Below are 20,360 nucleotides of genomic sequence, written 5' to 3'. Positions count from 1 at the left end.
AGTTTTAACTTAATCTCATTTCGGAAACCGAAGCTCCTGTTGGAATCATGGGGAATACGTTATTTTCTTTTTCTACCATAACTTCAAGAAAATAAGATTCTTTTGAAGCCAGCATTTCGGCAACAGCTTCATCCAACTCTTCTCTTTTGGTTATTTTTTTTGATTTTATATGATATCCTTCAGCAATAGCTACAAAGTTTGGATTGGTCATAATTGTTGACGCATATCTTTTATCGAAAAATAATTCTTGCCATTGACGCACCATTCCTAAAAATTCATTGTTTAGAATTACTATTTTCACTGGAACTTTAGTTTGAAAAATAGTTCCCAGTTCTTGAATTGTCATTTGAAAACCACCATCTCCAATGATAGCAACAACTTCGCGATTTGGCATTCCCATTTTCGCTCCAATGGCTGCAGGTAATGCAAATCCCATTGTTCCTAATCCTCCGGAAGTAATGTTACTTTTTGTAGAATTAAATTTGGCATAACGGCAGGCAAACATTTGGTGTTGACCCACATCAGAAACAATTATAGCATCTCCGTTGGAGTGTTTGTTGATCATTTCCATAGTTTCTCCCATAGAAATTCCGCCTTTAGTTGGAGTTAACTCTTCTTTGATAACCGTTTCAAATTCAATTTTATATTTTTCTTTAAATTCGTTGTGCCAAGATTCGTGTGTTTTACTTTCGATAAGCGGAATCAATGCTTGCAAAGCTTCTTTAACATCTGCCAAAACTGCCACCGTGGTTTTTACATTTTTATCGATTTCAGAAGGGTCAATTTCAAAGTGAATTACTTGGGCTTGTTTGGCATAAGTAGCCAAATTTCCAGTAACACGATCATCAAAACGCATTCCCAGTGCTATTAAAACATCACATTCATTGGTCAACAAATTGGGTCCATAATTACCATGCATCCCTAACATTCCAACATTCATTGGATGTTCTGTAGGCAAAGCGGAAAGTCCTAAAATGGTCCAAGCAGCAGGAATTCCTGATTTTTCTACTAATGCTTTTAGTTCCGTTTCGGCTTCGCCAAGAATAATTCCTTGTCCAAATACGATGAATGGTTTTTTGGCATTATTTATTAAATCAGCTGCAGCGGCTACTTTTTCGAGGTTTAAAGTTGGTTTTGGATTGTAACTTCTAATTCCAGTACATTTTTTATAACTAAAATCTAGTAAATCAAACTGGGCATTTTTTGTAATATCAATCAAAACTGGACCCGGACGACCTGATCTTGCAATATAAAAAGCTTTTGCAATGATTTCGGGAATTTCAGAAGCTTCTGTAATTTGATAATTCCATTTGGTTACAGGAGTCGAAATACCAATAATATCAGTTTCCTGAAAAGCATCCGAACCTAATAAATGTTTGCCCACTTGACCTGTGATACAAACCATTGGAGTAGAATCAATTTGCGCATCGGCAATTCCAGTCACTAAATTAGTTGCACCAGGTCCAGATGTCGCGATGGCAACACCCACTTTACCAGTCGCTCTGGCATACCCTTGAGCTGAGTGTGTTGCGCCTTGTTCGTGGCGCACTAAAACGTGGTGTAATTGTTCTTTAAATTTATATAATTCATCATAAACCGGCATTATCGCACCTCCAGGATAACCGTATACTAAGTCTACGCCTTCTTCGAGTAAGCATCTAATAAGGGCTTCTGCTCCAGATATTTTATTGTTTTCCATTATTTATTTTTTAAGCTTTTGACAATTTTACTATTGACATTGCTATTGTATTTTTTTTAACTTACTTATCAGTCACACATCCTGTTGATGCACTCGAAACCGATCTGGCATATTTGAGTAAAACTCCTTTTGTAGCTTTCAAAGAAGGTTGAATCCAAGCTGCTTTTCTACTAGCAAATTCTTCATCAGAAATTTTCAAATTAATAGTGTTTTTTACAGCGTCAATTGTAATCAAATCTCCGTTTTCGACTAGAGCAATTCCACCACCATCAAAGGCTTCTGGTGTAATATGTCCAACTACAAAACCGTGTGAACCTCCTGAAAATCTACCATCAGTAATTAAAGCCACACTACTTCCTAATCCAGCTCCCATAATTGCCGATGTTGGTTTTAGCATTTCAGGCATTCCTGGGCCTCCTTTAGGACCGCAGTATCTAATGACGACGACATCTCCGGGTTTTACTAAACCATTTTGAATTCCTGGAATAACGGTAAATTCACTTTCAAAAACTACCGCAGTTCCTTCAAAATATTCTCCTTCGTTACCGCTAATTTTGGCAACACAACCTTCTGAAGCTAAGTTTCCGTATAAAATTTGAATGTTACCTGTCGATTTCAATGCTTTTTGAATTTCGAAAATAACTTGTTGTCCTTCTTCTAGATCCGGTACAGCTGCTAGATTCTCTGCCAAGGTTTTCCCAGTTACTGTCAAACATTCTCCGTGAATAAGCCCTTCTTTCAATAAATATTTCATAACAGCTGGAACTCCCCCCACCGCATGTAAATCTTCCATCATGTATTTACCACTTGGTTTCAAATCGGCAAGAACCGGTGTTTTGTCGCTAATTGCTTGAAAATCGGCTAAAGTAATTTCAATATCTACTGAATGTGCCATGGCGATTAAGTGCATAACGGCATTCGTGGAACCTCCTAAAACGGCTACAAGTGTAATCGAATTTTCAAAAGCCTTACGAGTCATGATGTCTCTAGGCTTGATATCTTTTTCCAATAATATTCGGATGGCTTTTCCGGCATCAAGACATTCTTGTTTTTTTTCTTTGCTCAACGCAGGATTTGAGGAACTATATGGTAAGCTCATTCCTAAGGCTTCAATTGCAGATGACATTGTATTTGCTGTATACATTCCGCCACAAGCTCCTGGTCCAGGACAAGAATTTTTAATTACTCCTTTAAAATCTTCATCGGAAATACTATTGTTGAATTTCTTTCCTAAAGCTTCAAAAGCAGAAACAATATTAAGATGTTCCCCTTTCCAACGTCCTGAATTTATTGTTCCACCGTAAACCATAAGGGCTGGACGATTTACCCTGCCCATAGCGATTAAAGCACCTGGCATATTTTTATCACAACCTGGAACCGCAATTAAACCATCGTACCATTGCGCTCCCATCACAGTTTCAATAGAATCAGCGATTACATCACGAGAAACTAATGAAAAACGCATTCCTTCCGTTCCATTCGAAATTCCGTCACTTACGCCAATGGTATTAAAAATTAATCCTACTAGATCAGCATCCCAAACTCCTTTTTTGACATCTTTAGCCAAATCGTTCAAGTGCATGTTACAGGTGTTTCCCTCGTAACCCATACTCACAATTCCAACTTGCGCTTTTTTTAAATCTTCTTCAGTTAAACCAATTCCATATAACATTGCTTGTGCTGCAGGTTGAGTTACGTCTTGTGTTATGGTTTTACTATATTTATTTAATTCCATTTATTATTATTTTGTATTTTTAAATTTATTGCAAAAAAAACCTCCCAAATAATTGGGAGGTTTTAAATATCTTTTTAATTATATCTATACCAATCCCTTTGTATATGTGATAATCACAATGACATTAATAATTGAATAGATAATAATGAATAATTTCATTTTAATTTTTTGAGTATTCAAATGTATAAAAACAAATGAAACAAACAAAAAATCAACTACAAAATTGCATTTAAATTCAATTATTACATCTTTTATTCAATTAATTTTAGTTAAAATATTGTCGATTGACCTATATGAACATTATCATTATTAAAATATAACAAATCCTCTTTACTTAAAATAAAATTTGAAACAAAATCTCCTACTTCATTGGTGCCAAATTTTGAAAATGAACTCAAATCAGCAGTTACTATTTTATATTCGAAAGCTTTTTCTACAGCTTCATAAACTTTTTTTGCCTCTTTATCAAGGCCAAAATGTTCCAAAAGCATCGCTGCTGATAATATGGAAGCAATTGGATTTGCAATATTTTTCCCTGTTGCTTCTACATAAGAACCGTGAATGGATTCAAAAAGCACTTTGTCATTTCCTATAGAAACCGACGCTAACAATCCAATGGAACTTACAATTACGCTTGCTTCATCAGAAAGTATGTCTCCAAACATGTTTTCAGTCAGGACAACATCAAATTGTTTTGGATTCAGTATAATTTGTTTTGCTGCATTATCAACAAAAAGAAAATTCAACGCAACATCTGGGTAATATTCTCCTATTTCTAGAACTAGTCGTCTCCATAATCTTGAGGTTTCAAGAACATTGGCTTTATCGACCATTGTTACTTTTTTTCTGCGTTTTTGGGCTGCTTTAAAAGCTAAATGTGTAATTCTAATGATTTGCTCTTCTGAATATACATAGGAGTCAGAAGCTAAGGTCCCATCATCGCTTAATTTTTTTTCGCCAATATAAACACCTCCAGATAGTTCTCTATAAACTACAAAATCAACACCCTCGATAACTTCTCTTTTTAATGGTGAAGAATCTAATAAAGCTTTGTAGGGTTTTATAGGCCTAATATTGGCATAAAGACCTAGTTCATTTCTTAATTTCAGTAATCCTTGTTCTGGACGTATTTTGGCATCAGGATTATTGTCATATTTTGGATGCCCAATGGCCCCAAACAAAACGGCATCAGTGTTTAAACAAAGATTTAGGGTTTGATTAGGAAGTGGATTTCCAGTTTGATCAATGGCAACAGCACCTACAAGAGCATCTTCAAACACAAATTCGTGGTTATAAACCACACCTATTGCATTTAACGCTTTTTTTGCTTGTAAGATAACTTCAGGACCTATTCCGTCTCCCGAAAGCACTGCTATTTTTAAGTCCATTTTATTTATTTTTTTGTAAAGTTAATCTATAATTAGAATGCTAAAATATGGGTTAACTTCTAATTAAATCTCCTTCGATTTTGCAAGCTTCAATAATTTGGTGAATGTCATGATCCAAAACTTCTTTCTTGATGTCGGCAAATTTTAAGAATTCGACATATACAATGTCTAATTGCACTTTAGTCAATTCATAACCCACTTTTTTTGCTCTGTAGGCTAATGCTGCTCTACCGCTTCTTGCTGTAAGAATGATTGAAGACTCATTGACACCAACTTCTAATGGATCCATAATTTCATATGTTTCTCTGTTTTTTATGACGCCATCTTGATGAATTCCTGAGCTGTGTGAAAAAGCATTGGCACCAACAATCGCTTTGTTAGGTTGTACCATCATTCCCATACTATCAGAAACCAATCGACTCATTTCATTCAATTGCTTAGTATTAATATCAGTATATAAATTCAAATAAGGATGTTGTTTAAAAATCATCACTACTTCTTCTAATGCAGTATTTCCGGCTCTTTCGCCTATACCGTTTATAGTACATTCGATTTGTCTGGCTCCATTTACAGCACCAGCAATCGAATTTGCAGTAGCCATTCCTAAATCATTATGACAGTGACACGAAATGATAACATTTTCAATTCCTTTTACATTTTCTTTGAGGTATTTTATTTTCGCACCATATTCATCCGGAAGGCAATATCCTGTAGTATCTGGAATATTTAATACCGTAGCACCTGATTTAATTACTTCTTCACAGACCCGTGCTAGGAAATCATTATCAGTTCTACCGGCATCTTCAGCATAAAATTCTACATCTTCAACATAGGATTTAGCATAAGAAACAGCATATTTGGCTCTAGTAATAATATCTTCCCTAGTTGTATTAAGTTTGTAAATAATATGCGAATTTGAAGTTCCAATTCCGGTATGAATACGAGGTTTTTTAGCATGTTTTAAAGCGGCAGCGGCTACGTCAATATCATTTTTTACGGCCCTTGTAAGACCGCAAACAGTAGCATTTTTTACAATTTTGCTTATTTCAGATACGGATAAAAAATCTCCAGGGCTTGAAACAGGAAATCCAGCTTCAATAATATCAACTCCCATTTCATCAAGTCGAGCCGCAATTATAAGTTTTTGATTTGTGTCTAATTTACATCCTGGGACCTGTTCCCCGTCTCTTAAAGTGGTATCAAAAATTTGGACTTTCTCTCTATTCATTTTAAAATATTTAGTGTAATTTCACAACTTTGAACAAAAATAGATTTCATAACATTAATATAAAATCTGTTTTTAAAAATTATACTATTTATAAGGCAAGTAATAGCTTTGTAAATAATTTAAAATCAACAAGTTACAATAGTATATTTTACAATGGCTAACCATCAAAAAGATTCTTTATTTGTATTAGTAAAATCGCTTTCAAAGTCAGAAAAAAGACAATTCAAGATTTTTGCCAGTCGATTAGAAACGAGTTCTAATACTAAGTTTATCGAATTGTTTAACATTTTAGACAAATCCGAAGGCTATGACGAGAAAATTATTTTGAGAAGTGGCATTATCAAGAAAGTACAATTATCCAATCTTAAATCCTATTTGTACAAACAAATTTTGGTGAGTATTCGGTTGAATATTCCTAGCCAAAATATTCGTTACCAGTTACGCGAACAAATCGATTTCGCAACCATTTTATATAATAAAGGTTTGTATAAGCAGAGTTTAAAAATTTTGGATAAAACGAAGCAGATAGCATTAGAAAATGACGAAAAATATATGGCTTATGAAATTGTCGAATTCGAAAAACTCATAGAATCACAATACATTACCCGAAGTATTCAAGGTCGCGCTGATGAATTGGTCGTTCAGGCCAAAGAATTGAATTACCAAAATATCATTTCAAGCAAATTATCTAATCTATCATTGCAATTATACGGCATTATGCTGAAAACTGGATATGTAAAAAGCGATGCCGAATACAAATATATTGATGATTATTTCAAGAAGCATATTTCAAAATTAGACATTGAAAAGTTTGGATTTCGTGAGAAATACTGGTATTACAATGCGTGTTTATGGAGAAGTTTTCTCGTGCAAGACTTCCTTTCTTGCTATAAATATTCGCATAAATGGGTGACTCTTTTTTATGACAACAAGAACATGATTTATCTAAATCCGGTATTTTTCTTGAAAGGAAATCACTATTTATTAGAGTCATTATTTATGTTGAAATACATGTCGAATTTTAAAAAACATCTTAAATTATTAGAAGAAACAATCAGTGATCCCCAGTTTCCAATAAATGACAATATAAACTCTTTATCTTTCCTTTATTTATATAATAACAAACTCAATTATCACATTCTGGAAGGCACTTTCATCGAAAGTGAATACTTAATTCCAGTTGTTTTAGACAAAATAAAATTGCATAGCGATCATCTCGACGAGCATCATGAAATGTTATTTTACTATAAAATAGCCTGTATCTATTTTGGTAACGAAAAATATACCGAATGTATCTCGTATCTAGAGAAAATCATCAACAATAAAAACCTTTATGTTCGGGAAGATTTGGCTTGTTTTGCACGTTTATTATGTTTGATCGCACATTATGAATCTGGGAAGGATTTCAACTTGGAAAATCAATTAAAAAGCACTTATAAATTTTTAATAAAAATGAATGATTTGCACGAAGTACAAAAGGAAATTATTCGTTTTTTGAAAAGATTGAACACCATTTATCCTAGCGATATTAAAAAGGAATTTATGGGAATGAAGGAACGATTTATCGAATTAGAAAAAAACACCTACGAAAAAAGGGCTTTTCTCTATCTCGACATCATATCTTGGCTAGAAAGCAAAATCGAAAATAGAAAAATCAGCGATATCATAAAGGAAAAAGCCAAATTATATAACAGATAAAATCCTGTTGGGTTTTTATCTGTTATTTATGAATACAGTCCACTTTTGAAAATTTATATTTTACACTATCAAAATTTATAGACTCCTCTTTAACAAAATAAGAAGTTCCCATGATAGTTTCTATTTTTCCATTACCCAAAATGAGTTCGTTTCCGAGTTTTAAAAATGCCATTGGATTTTTGAATGTCAATTTTTTATTTGCTCCATGAATAAAAGTAAAAGAAACAAATAAGGTGTCTCTATGGAATTTCCCAGCAATTTTCCCAACCATTTTTTTGGTATATCAACAATTTTCATAACCATATCTCCAGTTAATTTACCACTTTTCAAAGTGTTGACTTTTAATTCAACAGTGTCTTTTTCATAAACAGCTTCATAACACTGTGAAATTACCGGATTTTCTTCCTGAATTTTTTGTTTTTGGAATCTATTGCAACTTCCGAGTCCAATGCAGGCCAATAGCAAAAATAATATACTTATTTTTCATAGTAAATATTAAGTTGAAAATAAATACTAATTTACATATAATTAACGACTTAACACCTAATAAGTGTTGTTTTTAACTAGCTAAAATAATTAATACTTAATTAATTCTAACAATTTTTTTTCAAACCTTCCTTTTGGTAAATATTGATCTTCCAATGCTTTTGTAAACGGAATTGGCGAGTCTAAACTAGCTGCTCTTTTTACCGGAGCATCTAAGTATTCAAAACAATTTTCCATGAGTAATGCCGAAATATCGCTTGCAATTCCGCCAAACAACGAATCTTCTTGGTAAATAATAACTCTTCCTGTTTTCTTGGCAGATGCGTAAATAGCATCTGTGTCCAATGGTTGCAAGGTTCTTAAATCCAAAACATCCGCAGAAATATCTGGGTTTTTATCCAAAGTTTCTAAAGCCCAGTGAACCGCGGCACCAAAAGCAATAATTGTAACCTGAGTTCCTTCTTTCAACAAAGCCGCTTTTCCCAACGGAATTGTGTAATAATCATTTGGAACATCTTGGTAAATACTTCGGTATAATTGTTTGTGTTCAAAGAACAAAACAGGATTTGGATCATTGATAGATTCATTCAACAACCCTTTTGCATCATACGGAAATGCGGGATAAACTACTTTTAAGCCAGGTGTTTTAGTAAACCAAGCTTCGTTCGTTTGCGAATGAAAAGGTCCCGCTTGCGATCCGCCACCACAAGGCATTCGAACCACAACATCGGCTTTTTCTTGCCAACGGTAGTGTGATTTTGCTAATAAATTTACTATCGGATTAAATCCAGTCGAAACAAAGTCAGCAAACTGCATTTCGACAATCGCCTTATATCCGTTAATAGACAAGCCCATTCCTGCCGAAACTACTGCACTTTCGCAAATAGGAGTATTTATGACTCTCTCTTTTCCAAATTGTTTTACAAATCCATCTGTAATTTTGAAAGCTCCTCCGTATTCTGCAATATCCTGACCCATAATAATCAAGTTATCGTAACGCTCCATCGATTGTTTCAAACTGCTAGATATAGCATCTATAAATCGAATATTTTTTATTTCCTCAGAAAATTTAACTTCTTGGTAATCGAATTTTTTGTAAACATCATTCAATTCTTCATCGTAAGAGGCTTCAATCATAGGTTCGGCATTGGCAATAACCAAACTTTCATCAATATCCTTTTTAATTTCAATGCGAAAAGCTTTATCAAAAGCATCTGAAAGAATTCCGTTTTCTAATAAAAATTTCCTATAATTTTCTACGGGGTCTTTAATAGCCCAAGTATCCATTAACTCTTGCGGAACATATTTAGTACCACTTGCCTCTTCATGTCCTCGCATTCTAAAGGTTTTGAACTCCAATAAAACAGGTCTAGGTTTTTCGATCATCGAAGTTTTTAATTCTGATAATTTATTGAAAACCTCCAGAATGTTGTTTCCGTCAATAATATAACTTTCCATTCCGTAACCAATGCCTTTGTCAGCAAGGTTTTTGCATCGAAATTGTTCATTTGTTGGGGTCGAAAGTCCGTAACCATTATTTTCGATAATGAACATTACAGGTAATTCCCAAACCGAAGCAATATTTAAAGCTTCGTGAAAATCGCCTTCGCTTGTAGCTCCTTCACCAGTAAAAACGGCTGTTATTTTTCCGTTTTTCTTCAATTTGTTTGCCAAAGCGATTCCGTCAGCGACGCCCAATTGTGGACCCAAATGCGAAATCATTCCAATAATCTTGTATTGTTGCGTTCCAAAGTGAAAACTACGATCGCGACCTTTGGTAAAACCATTAGATTTGCCTTGCCATTGCGAAAAAAGTCTATATAACGGAATGTTTCTCCCAGTGAAAACTCCTAAATTTCGGTGCATTGGCAAAATATATTCATCTGTATCTAAAACTGCCGTAACCCCAACAGAAATAGCTTCTTGACCAATGCCAGAAAACCATTTAGAGACTTTTCCTTGTCGGATAAGAATCAACATTTTTTCTTCGATTAATCGCGGTTTTACCAATCTTTTATACAAATCTAATAATTGATTGTCAGTAAGTTTTTTTCTGTCGAAATTCATTAGTTTTATATTTTTATAGCGGCTCAAAAGTATGAAAAAATAACAGTTTCGTTTAATTTTGTTATATTTATTAATTCATTTTATAACTTTTATAATTATGAATTAAAATTAATCTTTATATTTGTTGGTTCGATATTTAAGAACAAAAAGTTATTAAAATTAAAGTATGCAAAAAATTCCTAGTGTTGACTTGCGTGATTTCCTTTCGGGTGAACCGAAACGCAAACAAAAATTTGTAAATGAAATCGGTAGTGCTTTTGAAGAAATTGGCTTTGTTGCTCTAAAAGGTCATTTTTTAGACGAACAGTTGGTTGATGAATTATATGACGAAATTAGAAAGTTTTTCACATTGCCATTAGAAATAAAACACAGCTATGAATTTCCAGAAATTGGATGTCAAAGAGGTTATGTTTCTTTTGGAAAAGAACACGCAAAAGGCAGAAAAGAAGGTGATTTGAAAGAGTTTTGGCACTTTGGACAATATGTGGAAAAAGACTCTAAACGCGCGGCCGAATATCCAGATAATGTAGCAGTAAGTGAATTACCTCGTTTTAATATTGTTGGGAAAGAAGCTTACCAAATGCTTGAAAAAACAGGTATTTACGTGTTGAGAGCCTTAGCTTTACATCTTGGTTTAAACGAATTCTATTTTGATGAATATGCCAAAGAAGGAAATTCTATTTTGAGACCTATTCATTATCCACCCATCACTTCTGAACCCGAAAATGCCATTCGTGCTGCGGCTCACGGCGACATTAACCTAATCACGCTTTTGATGGGTGCTCAAGGACGAGGTTTACAGGTTCAAAATCACGAAGGAGAATGGATTGATGCAATTGCTCAACCAGATGAAGTAGTTATAAATGTGGGTGATATGTTGTCAAGACACACTAACAATAAATTAAAATCTACTATTCACCAAGTGGTGAATCCACCAAGGGAATTATGGGGAACTTCTCGGTTTTCCATTCCATTTTTTATGCATCCGGTTAGTGAAATGAAATTGAATTCTTTGGACAATTGCATTGATGCTGAAAATCCAAAAAAATTCGAAGACATCACCGCTGGAGATTATTTACACGAACGCTTAGTTGAATTAGGACTAATCAAGAAATAATTTAGATAAAAAAGATAGTGTACTGGCTCTTTTTGTACTTTTACCAATAAGAAATTAAGCTTCGTTAAGAATTATAAATACTTAATGAAACTTAATTTTTTAATGTTTTATAAAAACAATTTAATTGTAAAAAATGGACTTACAAGACCAACTCAAAAATTTATTTCCTGACCATCAAATAGCAAAAGAGGAACCCAAAATAATCAAAGAAAAAAAACTTTGGATTCAATCAGAACCAATGATTTGTAAATTCGAAAAGCGAAAAGGATATCCAATAACAATAATAGAAGGTTATACTGAAACTGATGAGGATTTTAAAATTTTGGCAAAAGAATTAAAAACAAAACTTAGTGTTGGCGGTACTTTTAAAGATAATTCAATAATTATTCAAGGAGATTATCGGGATAAAATTATGCAAATACTCAAAGAAAAAGGATTCAAAGTAAAACGAGTTGGAGGCTAAATTAGTTAGCAATATTCTGTCTTCTTTTTTTAGAATTATAATTGAGTTCAATAACAAAAAACCTTCAAAACACCTAGTGCCTTCGTGTCTTTGTGGAAAAAAAATAAAATTATGATAAAATCATCAGAATTGATACTAAATCCGGATGGGAGTGTGTATCATTTGAACTTACTACCAGAACATATAGCACTCGATATCATCTTTGTGGGTGATCAAAACCGTGTCGAAAAAATAACACAATTCTTTGATAACATTGAGTTTTCGACCCAAAAAAGAGAATTCAAAACCCAAACAGGAACTTTCAAAGGCAAACGAATTACGGTAATGTCTACAGGAATTGGTCCTGATAATATTGACATCGTGATGAACGAACTAGATGCTTTGGTAAACATTGATTTAAAAACTAGAAAACCAAAAGAAAATCTTACTTCTTTAAATATTATCAGAATTGGTACTTCGGGTTCATTACAAGCTGATATTCCTGTAGATAGTTTCGTTATGTCTAAATTTGGATTGGGCTTAGACAATATGCTTCGCTCCTATTTAATCGATGAAATTTCGAATATTGAAATGGAAGACGCTTTCATCTCACACACCAATTGGGATTTAAAAAAAGGCCGACCTTACAGCATTCCGTGTTCAGAAAAATTAGAAAAATTAATTGAAAGCGATAAAATTCATAAAGGAATTACAGGAACTGCTGGTGGTTTTTATGGTCCACAAGGTCGTGTATTGCGATTAAACACTCAGGATGAAAAATTAAATTCTAAAATGGATAATTTCGATTATAATGGAACACGAATGACAAATCTCGAAATGGAAACGAGTGCTATTTATGGTTTGGGAAAACTCTTAGGACATCATTGTTTATCATTAAATGCTATTATTGCTAATCGTGCCAACGGCACTTTTAGTGAAGATCCGTACAAAGCTGTTGATGAATTGATAGCATATGCTTTGGGGAAATTAGCAGAGTAATTTTTTTTTTAATTTTAGACAAAATGAATTATTTAGGAAGAGTATTTTTCAATTTTATTGGTGCATCCGTACGATAAACTTTTGGAACATTTTTAAGTAAACCATAAATTTATCTTTAATGAATACCTTAATGGTCCTAAAAACTATGCTGATTATTACGCTGAAATGGGACATCCATTTAATAACCGAATGATTGGTGTCATTTTATTTTTTTTATTTATTCTGATTATTCAATATATATTTTAACCCGTTGGGTGTAATTATCGCAACCGTCAGTTCAAGTGTTTTTTGTGTAGTAAAACGGAACAAAAAATGTATCGAGAACCGTTTTTAATAAAATTTTTCTTGTTCTCGATAAGATTTTCTATCGAAAATTACTCGAAATGACGAAAAATTATTATCAAAAACTAATTACACCCAATGGGTTATATATTTTAATATCACCAATCAATTCCCCTTTTACCTTTCAATTTTAAATACTCATTTGTCTGGCTAAAATACTTGTTCCCAAACCATTTTCCCTGATTCGCGCTCATTGGTGACGGATGTCCCGATTCTAAAACGAGATGTTTTGTTCTACCAATTTTGGAACCTTTCTTTTTGGCAAAACTTCCCCAAAGCAAGAAAACAACATTGTCTTTTTCATTCGAAATTTTTTGGATAACAGCATCAGTAAAAGTATCCCATTTCAAGTGTTTATGACTATTTGGATTATCCATTCTGACAGAAAGTGAAGCATTCAAAAGTAAAACGCCTTGCTTTGCCCAAGACTCTAAATTACCGGACGTAGGCAAAAAAACAGTTCCCAAATCATCATTCAATTCCCGAAAAATATTGCGCAACGAAGGCGGAATTCTAACGCCATCATTTACGGAGAAGCTCAAACCATTCGCTTCATTAATGCCGTGATACGGATCTTGACCAATAATAACCACTTTCAAATCCTCGAACGAACAATGATCAAAAGCAGCAAATAGCAATTCTTTTGGAGGAAAACAAATATGATTTTGGTATTCTTCATCCACAGCTTGCATCAAATCCTGAAAATAGGGTTTTTGAATTTCGTCTGATAAAACGGATTGCCAAGAAGGATTGAGTTTGGGTTGCATAAATATATTTTACCGCAAAGTTCGTAAAGTTTTCGCAAAGTGAGCGAAGAAAATGGTTTTTGACTTTATAACTTTGTAACTTTGGACTTTTGACATTAGACTTTCGACATAAAAAATGATATCCATTACCGAAAAAACACTTCAAGACTTACAATTTCCAACCGTTCTAGAAACCATTTCGGCGATTTGTAATACCGATATTGGCAAACAAAAAGCACTCGAAATTGCACCTTTCAAAGACAAGGAAACTTTAATGAAAGCTTTGATGCAAACGACAGAATATGTTTCTTCTTTCCAGAATAACAATGCGATTCCTAATCACGGATTTGATGCGATTACTTATGAAATCAAGTTTTTGGCAATAGAAGACAGTTTTCTGGAAGTTGGGAGTTTTAGAAAAATTGCGACCATATCCGAAACTACAAATTTCCTGTTGAATTATTTCAAGAAATTCGACGATTATTATCCAAATTTAAATTTAAAAGCTTCCGGAGTACAATTGACCAAGGAAATAAGTAGTCTTGTTGATGTTGTGGTCGATAAATATGGAGAGATAAAAGACAATGCTTCTTCACAATTACAAGAAATTCGTCGGGAAATGAATCTCGTTCGTGGTAAAGTAAACCAAAGCTTTGGCGTGGCTTTAACCCAATACAATTCCCTTGGTTATTTAGATGATATTAAAGAAAGTTTTGTTCAAAACCGTAGAGTTTTGGCGGTTCTGGCAATGTATCGCCGTAAAGTAAAAGGTTCTATTCTTGGAAGTTCAAAAACGGGTAGCATCGCTTATATTGAACCCGAAACTACCTTAAAATATTCGCGTGAATTAAGTAATCTAGAATACGAAGAAAAAGAAGAAATCACACGAATTCTAAAACAATTATCCAATCAAATTCGTCCGTTTTTGCCTCTGCTTATTCAATATCAGGATTTCTTGAGTGATATTGATGTGATTGCAGCAAAAGCAAAATACGCCAACAGAATTAATGGAATTTTACCAACGATTACCGAAGATAGAAGGTTATATTTTAGAGATGCCTTCCACCCTATTTTGTATTTGAATAACAAACAGAACAACGCAGTTACGCATCCTCAAACTTTTGAATTAAATCAGGAAAAGAGAATCATCGTGATTTCTGGCCCGAATGCAGGAGGAAAAACGATATCCCTAAAAACCGTTGGATTACTCCAATTGATGTTGCAATCCGGAATGTTAATTCCTGTTCACGAACGCAGCGAAACTTTTTTATTCGACAGAATATTAACAGATATTGGCGACAATCAATCTATTGAAAATCATTTGAGTACATACAGTTACAGATTAAAGAATATGAACTATTTTTTGAAAAAATGTAACAAGAAAACAATGTTCCTGATTGATGAATTTGGTACTGGTTCTGATCCTGAATTAGGAGGAGCTTTGGCAGAAATTTTCTTGGAAGAGTTTTACCATCGGGAAGCTTTTGGGATAATTACAACGCATTATTCAAACCTAAAAATTCTGGCTAACGAATTACCTTTTGCCATAAATGCCAATATGTTGTTCGATGAAAAAACATTAGAACCCTTATACAAATTGGTTTTAGGTCAAGCTGGAAGTTCTTTTACATTTGAAGTCGCCTTAAAAAATGGAATTCCATTTAGTTTAATCAATCGGGCGAAAAAGAAAATCGAAGTTGGAAAAGTGCGTTTTGACAAAACCATTGCCACACTTCAAAAAGAGCGTTCCAAGATGGAAAAAACTTCGCAAACGCTGAAAGAAGAAGAAACAAAAGCGCGTGAAGAAGGTAAAAAAATGGAAACTATCAACGTGAAAATCAAGCAAAAACTGGAAAGCTATCAGGAATTGTACGACAGCAACCAGAAAACGATTTACATTGGTCAAAAAATAGAAACTATCGCCGAGAACTATTTCAACAATAAAAGCAAGAAAGACCTCATTGGTGATTTTTTGAAAATCATCGAAATTGAAAACTCCAAACGCATAAAAATTGCACCTAAAGAAGCCAAAAAAAATGTCGAAAAGAAAAATGAAATTCTAAAAGAAGTGGAAGTTAAAGTCGAAGAAATTAGAGTTATTAAAAAGGAAAAAAAACTAAAACCCATTATCGAAAAACCAAAGGCTATTTTAAAAGTAGGTGACCGAGTGCGGATGATTGACGGAAAAGCCGTGGGAAGCATTGATAAAATTGAAAAAAACAAGGCAACCGTAAATTATGGAATATTCACCTCGAAAGTAAGTTTGGATGTTTTGGAACTTGTGGAAGCGGTGAAGAATTAATTAGTTTGTCGTTGCGAGGTATGAAGCAATCCCACTAACATGAGTACACAAGTTGAGCAACTTAGTGGGATTGCCGCGCTGCGCTCGCAATGACAAAAAAAATAAAAAAATATGCTAAACCTTCCTCACAACAAAAAAATAATCCTCTTTGACGGCGTTTGCAATTTATGTGATTCGGCTGTTCAGTTTGTGATTCAACACGATAAAAACGATGTCTTTCGATTTGTAGCCTTGCAATCGGACTTGGGACAGCAAATTTTAAAACACATAGGAATCAACCCATTAAACATAGACAGCGTTATTCTCTATGAGCCCGGAATCGCCTATTATTATAAATCAGCGGCTGTATTGGAAATTGCAAAAAGTCTCGGCGGTTTCTTCCACTTTGGAACACTTTTAAGGATTATTCCAGCGGGAATCAGCAACCATCTCTATGATTATATTGCCAAAAATCGTTACAAATGGTATGGCAAAAAAGAAAGTTGCATGATTCCAACAAAGCAATTGGAAGCAAAATTTTTATAACAAAAAACCTCACAGATTTAAAAACCTGTGAGGTTTGAAATTGAAATTTTTAAGACCTTAAACAATTTTAACCTCTAATCAACTTTCTGTATTTCAATCGTTTTGGAGTCAAATCACCGCCAAGTCGTTTCTTTTTGTTTTCTTCATAATCAGAGAATCCGCCTTCAAAATAATACACATCAGAGTTTCCTTCGAAAGCCAGAATGTGAGTGCAAATTCTATCTAAAAACCATCTATCATGCGAAATCACCACGGCACAACCTGCAAAATTTTCTAAACCTTCTTCCAAAGCACGAAGCGTGTTGATGTCTAAATCATTCGTTGGCTCATCTAATAATAGTACATTTCCTTCTTCTTTTAATGTCATTGCAAGATGCAAACGGTTTCTTTCGCCTCCAGAAAGTGCTGAAACTTTCTTGTTTTGATCACTTCCGCCAAAATTGAATCGGCTCAAATAAGCACGAGAATTTACTTGGCGTCCACCCATCATAACGAGTTCCTGGCCATCGGCAAAGTTTTCCCAAATTGATTTATTTGGATCAATATTCGAATGTGCTTGATCGACATAAGCGATTTTTACGGTATCACCAATTAGAAACTCTCCAGCATCTGGTTTTTCTTCACCCATTATCATTTTGAAAATGGTGGATTTTCCAGCGCCATTGGGGCCAATAATTCCAACAATTCCAGCCTGTGGCAAATTAAAATTTAAATTATCATACAATAATTTGTCGCCAAAAGCTTTAGCTACGCCTTTCGCTTCAATCACGTTAGTTCCTAATCTTGGACCATTTGGAATATAAATTTCCAGTTTTTCGTCTAATTGTTTTTGGTCTTCATTCAAGAGTTTATCATAGTTCTGTAAACGCGCTTTTTGTTTGGTTTGGCGTCCTTTCGCTCCTTGACGAACCCAATCCAACTCCCGTTCCAAAGTTTTTCTGCGTTTTGAAGCTACTTTTTCTTCCAAAGCCATCCGACCTGATTTTTGTTCCAACCAAGAAGAATAATTTCCTTTCCAAGGAATACCCTCTCCTCTATCGAGTTCCAAAATCCAACCGGCAACATTATCCAAAAAGTATCTGTCGTGTGTTACTGCAATTACAGTTCCTGCATATTGTGCTAAATGTTGTTCTAACCAAAGTACACTTTCGGCATCCAAGTGATTCGTTGGTTCATCCAAAAGCAAAACATCAGGTTGTTGCAATAACAAACGACATAAAGCCACACGACGACGTTCTCCACCTGATAAATTCTTGATTGGGGTATCGCCTTCCGGAGTACGCAAAGCATCCATCGCAATTTCTAACTTAGTATCGATTTCCCAAGCGCCAAGAGCATCAATTTTATCCTGCAAGGCAGCCTGAAGATCCATTAACTTGTCCATTTTATCAGCATCGTCATAGTTTTCCGGAAGACCAAATAAATCGTTTATATCATTATATTCTTTTAGAACTGCCATTGTTTCAGCAACTCCTTCTTGTACAATTTCGAGAACTGTTTTAGTTTCATCCAATTGTGGATCTTGTTCCAAATACCCAACGGTATATCCGGGCTGAAAAACCACATCACCTTGATAATTTTTATCAACTCCGGAAATAATTTTCAATAATGATGATTTTCCGGAACCATTAAGTCCTAAAATACCAATTTTTGCTCCATAAAAAAAACTCAAATAGATATTTTTAAGAACGGGTTTATCTGCTCCTGTATAGGTTTTACTCAATTTTTGCATTGAGAAAATCACTTTTTTATCGTCAGCCATTTTTATTATTTTAAATTGTTATTGACATTGCTATGGCATTGTCTTTTTTTTATAATCTTCCTTTTAAAGAGCTAAATACCCAAGCATTTGCTAAGAACCCAACACCAACGGCTGCAAATCCCCAACCTGCTACATCATCGTATCTGAAAGCTCCTAATCCTATCAATAATAATCCCATAATCAACATTAATAATGTTGCCCATCCTAAAATGGTGTTTTTATTTGTTCCCATAATTTAATTTTTTGAAGCCGTAAATGTCGTGAATTTTTGTGGCTAATTAAAAATTTTATAAAGCATTTCTCTTAACAAATCTGATTGTGGTAAGGCATTAGCCCCAACTCCTTTACTTTTCACGTCAATATCTCTTAATGCTGCGACAATCTGACTCACTTTTCGCATTGGATAATTGCGTAAAGCAACGTCGTATTCTTTCATAAAAAACGGATTTACTCCCAATACTGATGCAACATTATTAGGGTTTCTGTCTTTTAATCCGTGGTATTTTAATAACTGTACGAAAAATCCAAAAACTAAACTTGTAGTCATCACAATTGGATTCTCTTTTGGGTTTTGGGCAAAATTATCAGCGATGGTATAAGCTTTTAATTGGTTGCGTTCTCCAATAGCTTTTCGCAATTCGAACACATTAAAGTCTTTGCTGAAGCCAATGTTTTCCTCGATGTGTTTGGGGGTAATCGTACTGCCTTTGGGTAAAATGATTTGTAATTTATCTAATTCATTGTTGATTTTACTTAGATTAGTTCCAAGAAATTCCACCAACATTGCATTGGCTTTGGCCTCGATTGAATATCCTTTTCCAGATAAAACTCTCGTAATCCATTGACCAACTTGATTTTCATAAAGTTTTTTGCTTTCGTAAACCACGCCAATTTTGTCCAACATTTTAGCCATTTTCTTGCGCTTGTCCAACGTTTTGTACTTATAACAAAACACCAAAACCGTTGATATCATTGGGTTTTCGACATAACTCTCGAGTTTGTCAATGGTTCGTGACAAATCTTGTGCTTCCTTTACAATAACGACTTGGCGCTCAGCCATCATCGGGTAGCGTTTGGCGGTCGAAACAATATCTTCTATCGAAACATCGCGTCCGTACAAAACGGTCTGGTTAAAGCCTTTTTCCTCATCAGTCAACACGTTATCTTCAATATAATCGGATAATTTATCAATATAATAGGATTCCTCTCCCATTAAAAAATAGATCGGTTTAATATTGCCTGCTTTTATGTCATTGATTATTTTTAAAACTTCGTCCATTATTTTTTGTTTAAAGTTTAAGGTTTGAGGTTTGAAGAATCGTGTGAAACTTTTAAACCTTAAACTTTAAACTTATTTTATACTTTTGTCCAATGCAGCAACTGAATTTCCCTTCTTATTCTTTCCGTTTCAAAAATAGCGAAAATAAAGTATCTATTTTCGATGAAATCAGGAAAAAATTTATCATTCTCACTCCCGAAGAATGGGTTCGTCAGCACGTTGTTCGTTTTTTATTGGAAGAAAAAAAATACCCAAAATCGTTGATAAATGTCGAAAAAGTCTTAAATGTCAACGGATTGCAAAAAAGATATGATGTTGTTGTCTTCAATTCAGATGGTTCCATATTTCTATTAATCGAATGTAAAGCTCCCGAAATAAAAACGGCTCAAGCCACTTTTGACCAAATTGCCCGCTACAATATGACTTTGAAAGCTGAATATTTGATGGTAACTAATGGTCTTAATCATTACTTTTGCCAAATGGATTTGGAGAATGAGAAATATGAGTTTTTAAATGAATTACCAGATTACGGAAATAAAAAATAA

At 34.0% G+C, this 20,360-nt stretch carries 17 protein-coding genes; 7 read left to right on the top strand and 10 right to left on the bottom strand.

What is annotated here, in order from left to right; genetic code table 11:
* Positions 1 to 4: 4 nt before the first annotated feature.
* From ilvB to AABM59_RS01790, 4 genes are all read right to left on the bottom strand, one after another.
* Positions 5 to 1,699 carry a biosynthetic-type acetolactate synthase large subunit gene (ilvB, locus tag AABM59_RS01805; RefSeq protein WP_338407278.1) on the bottom strand — a complete coding sequence of 565 codons (1,695 nt, stop codon included), beginning with the start codon at positions 1,697 to 1,699 and terminating at the stop codon, positions 5 to 7.
* Between the two features lie 61 nt (positions 1,700 to 1,760).
* Positions 1,761 to 3,434: a dihydroxy-acid dehydratase gene (gene ilvD / locus AABM59_RS01800; protein ID WP_338407277.1), complete on the bottom strand. Its 1,674-nt coding sequence runs from the start codon at positions 3,432 to 3,434 to the stop codon at positions 1,761 to 1,763.
* A gap of 269 nt (positions 3,435 to 3,703) precedes the next feature.
* The gene (leuB, locus tag AABM59_RS01795) at positions 3,704 to 4,822 is read right to left on the bottom strand and encodes a 3-isopropylmalate dehydrogenase (protein ID WP_338407276.1); all 1,119 of its coding nucleotides are present in this window, start codon (positions 4,820 to 4,822) and stop codon (positions 3,704 to 3,706) included.
* A 52-nt stretch (positions 4,823 to 4,874) separates the two neighbouring features.
* Positions 4,875 to 6,050, bottom strand: coding sequence for a 2-isopropylmalate synthase (locus tag AABM59_RS01790; RefSeq protein WP_338407275.1), 1,176 nt, complete (start codon positions 6,048 to 6,050; stop codon positions 4,875 to 4,877).
* 153 nt (positions 6,051 to 6,203) lie between these two features.
* Here AABM59_RS01790 and AABM59_RS01785 point away from each other — a divergent pair, with 153 nt between their 5' ends.
* Positions 6,204 to 7,748, top strand: coding sequence for a hypothetical protein (locus AABM59_RS01785; RefSeq protein WP_338407274.1), 1,545 nt, complete (start codon positions 6,204 to 6,206; stop codon positions 7,746 to 7,748).
* 22 nt (positions 7,749 to 7,770) lie between these two features.
* Here the strand turns inward: AABM59_RS01785 and AABM59_RS01780 are convergent, their stop codons facing one another.
* The gene (locus tag AABM59_RS01780; protein WP_338407273.1) at positions 7,771 to 8,019 is read right to left on the bottom strand and encodes a hypothetical protein; all 249 of its coding nucleotides are present in this window, start codon (positions 8,017 to 8,019) and stop codon (positions 7,771 to 7,773) included.
* A 305-nt stretch (positions 8,020 to 8,324) separates the two neighbouring features.
* Positions 8,325 to 10,301 (bottom strand): dehydrogenase E1 component subunit alpha/beta, encoded by a 1,977-nt coding sequence (locus AABM59_RS01775; protein ID WP_338407272.1) that lies wholly within the window; start codon positions 10,299 to 10,301, stop codon positions 8,325 to 8,327.
* A 166-nt stretch (positions 10,302 to 10,467) separates the two neighbouring features.
* Here AABM59_RS01775 and AABM59_RS01770 point away from each other — a divergent pair, with 166 nt between their 5' ends.
* The 3 genes from AABM59_RS01770 to AABM59_RS01760 all read left to right on the top strand — a co-directional run bounded on the left by AABM59_RS01770 (position 10,468) and on the right by AABM59_RS01760 (position 12,859).
* Entirely contained in the window at positions 10,468 to 11,418 is a 951-nt protein-coding gene (locus AABM59_RS01770; protein ID WP_338407271.1) for a 2-oxoglutarate and iron-dependent oxygenase domain-containing protein, read from the top strand.
* A gap of 133 nt (positions 11,419 to 11,551) precedes the next feature.
* The gene (locus tag AABM59_RS01765; protein WP_338407270.1) at positions 11,552 to 11,881 is read left to right on the top strand and encodes a translation initiation factor; all 330 of its coding nucleotides are present in this window, start codon (positions 11,552 to 11,554) and stop codon (positions 11,879 to 11,881) included.
* Positions 11,882 to 11,992: 111 nt separating this feature from the next.
* Positions 11,993 to 12,859, top strand: coding sequence for a nucleoside phosphorylase (locus AABM59_RS01760; protein WP_338407269.1), 867 nt, complete (start codon positions 11,993 to 11,995; stop codon positions 12,857 to 12,859).
* 440 nt (positions 12,860 to 13,299) lie between these two features.
* On the opposite strand, the gene AABM59_RS01755 is transcribed toward AABM59_RS01760, so the two are convergent.
* The gene (locus AABM59_RS01755) at positions 13,300 to 13,968 is read right to left on the bottom strand and encodes a uracil-DNA glycosylase (RefSeq protein WP_338407268.1); all 669 of its coding nucleotides are present in this window, start codon (positions 13,966 to 13,968) and stop codon (positions 13,300 to 13,302) included.
* A 115-nt stretch (positions 13,969 to 14,083) separates the two neighbouring features.
* Between AABM59_RS01755 and AABM59_RS01750 the strand changes: the two genes are divergently transcribed.
* Both AABM59_RS01750 and AABM59_RS01745 read left to right on the top strand, forming a co-directional pair.
* Positions 14,084 to 16,249 carry a DNA mismatch repair protein MutS gene (locus AABM59_RS01750; protein WP_338407267.1) on the top strand — a complete coding sequence of 722 codons (2,166 nt, stop codon included), beginning with the start codon at positions 14,084 to 14,086 and terminating at the stop codon, positions 16,247 to 16,249.
* 111 nt (positions 16,250 to 16,360) lie between these two features.
* Positions 16,361 to 16,774, top strand: coding sequence for a thiol-disulfide oxidoreductase DCC family protein (locus tag AABM59_RS01745; RefSeq protein ID WP_338407266.1), 414 nt, complete (start codon positions 16,361 to 16,363; stop codon positions 16,772 to 16,774).
* Positions 16,775 to 16,841: 67 nt separating this feature from the next.
* On the opposite strand, the gene ettA is transcribed toward AABM59_RS01745, so the two are convergent.
* The 3 genes from ettA to holA are packed head-to-tail and all read right to left on the bottom strand — an operon-like array spanning position 16,842 to position 19,815.
* The gene (gene ettA, locus AABM59_RS01740; protein WP_338407265.1) at positions 16,842 to 18,536 is read right to left on the bottom strand and encodes an energy-dependent translational throttle protein EttA; all 1,695 of its coding nucleotides are present in this window, start codon (positions 18,534 to 18,536) and stop codon (positions 16,842 to 16,844) included.
* Positions 18,537 to 18,585: 49 nt separating this feature from the next.
* Entirely contained in the window at positions 18,586 to 18,768 is a 183-nt protein-coding gene (locus AABM59_RS01735) for a CAL67264 family membrane protein (RefSeq protein ID WP_338407264.1), read from the bottom strand.
* A gap of 42 nt (positions 18,769 to 18,810) precedes the next feature.
* Positions 18,811 to 19,815: a DNA polymerase III subunit delta gene (gene holA / locus AABM59_RS01730; protein WP_338407263.1), complete on the bottom strand. Its 1,005-nt coding sequence runs from the start codon at positions 19,813 to 19,815 to the stop codon at positions 18,811 to 18,813.
* Positions 19,816 to 19,907: 92 nt separating this feature from the next.
* Here holA and AABM59_RS01725 point away from each other — a divergent pair, with 92 nt between their 5' ends.
* Positions 19,908 to 20,360 carry a type I restriction enzyme HsdR N-terminal domain-containing protein gene (locus AABM59_RS01725; RefSeq protein ID WP_338407262.1) on the top strand — a complete coding sequence of 151 codons (453 nt, stop codon included), beginning with the start codon at positions 19,908 to 19,910 and terminating at the stop codon, positions 20,358 to 20,360.

Origin of the sequence: uncultured Flavobacterium sp., from assembly GCF_963925185.1 — a bacterium.
Taxonomy (GTDB): domain Bacteria; phylum Bacteroidota; class Bacteroidia; order Flavobacteriales; family Flavobacteriaceae; genus Flavobacterium.
Note: the sequence above shows the minus strand (reverse complement) of the source record. Positions and strands in the feature narration are given on the sequence as shown.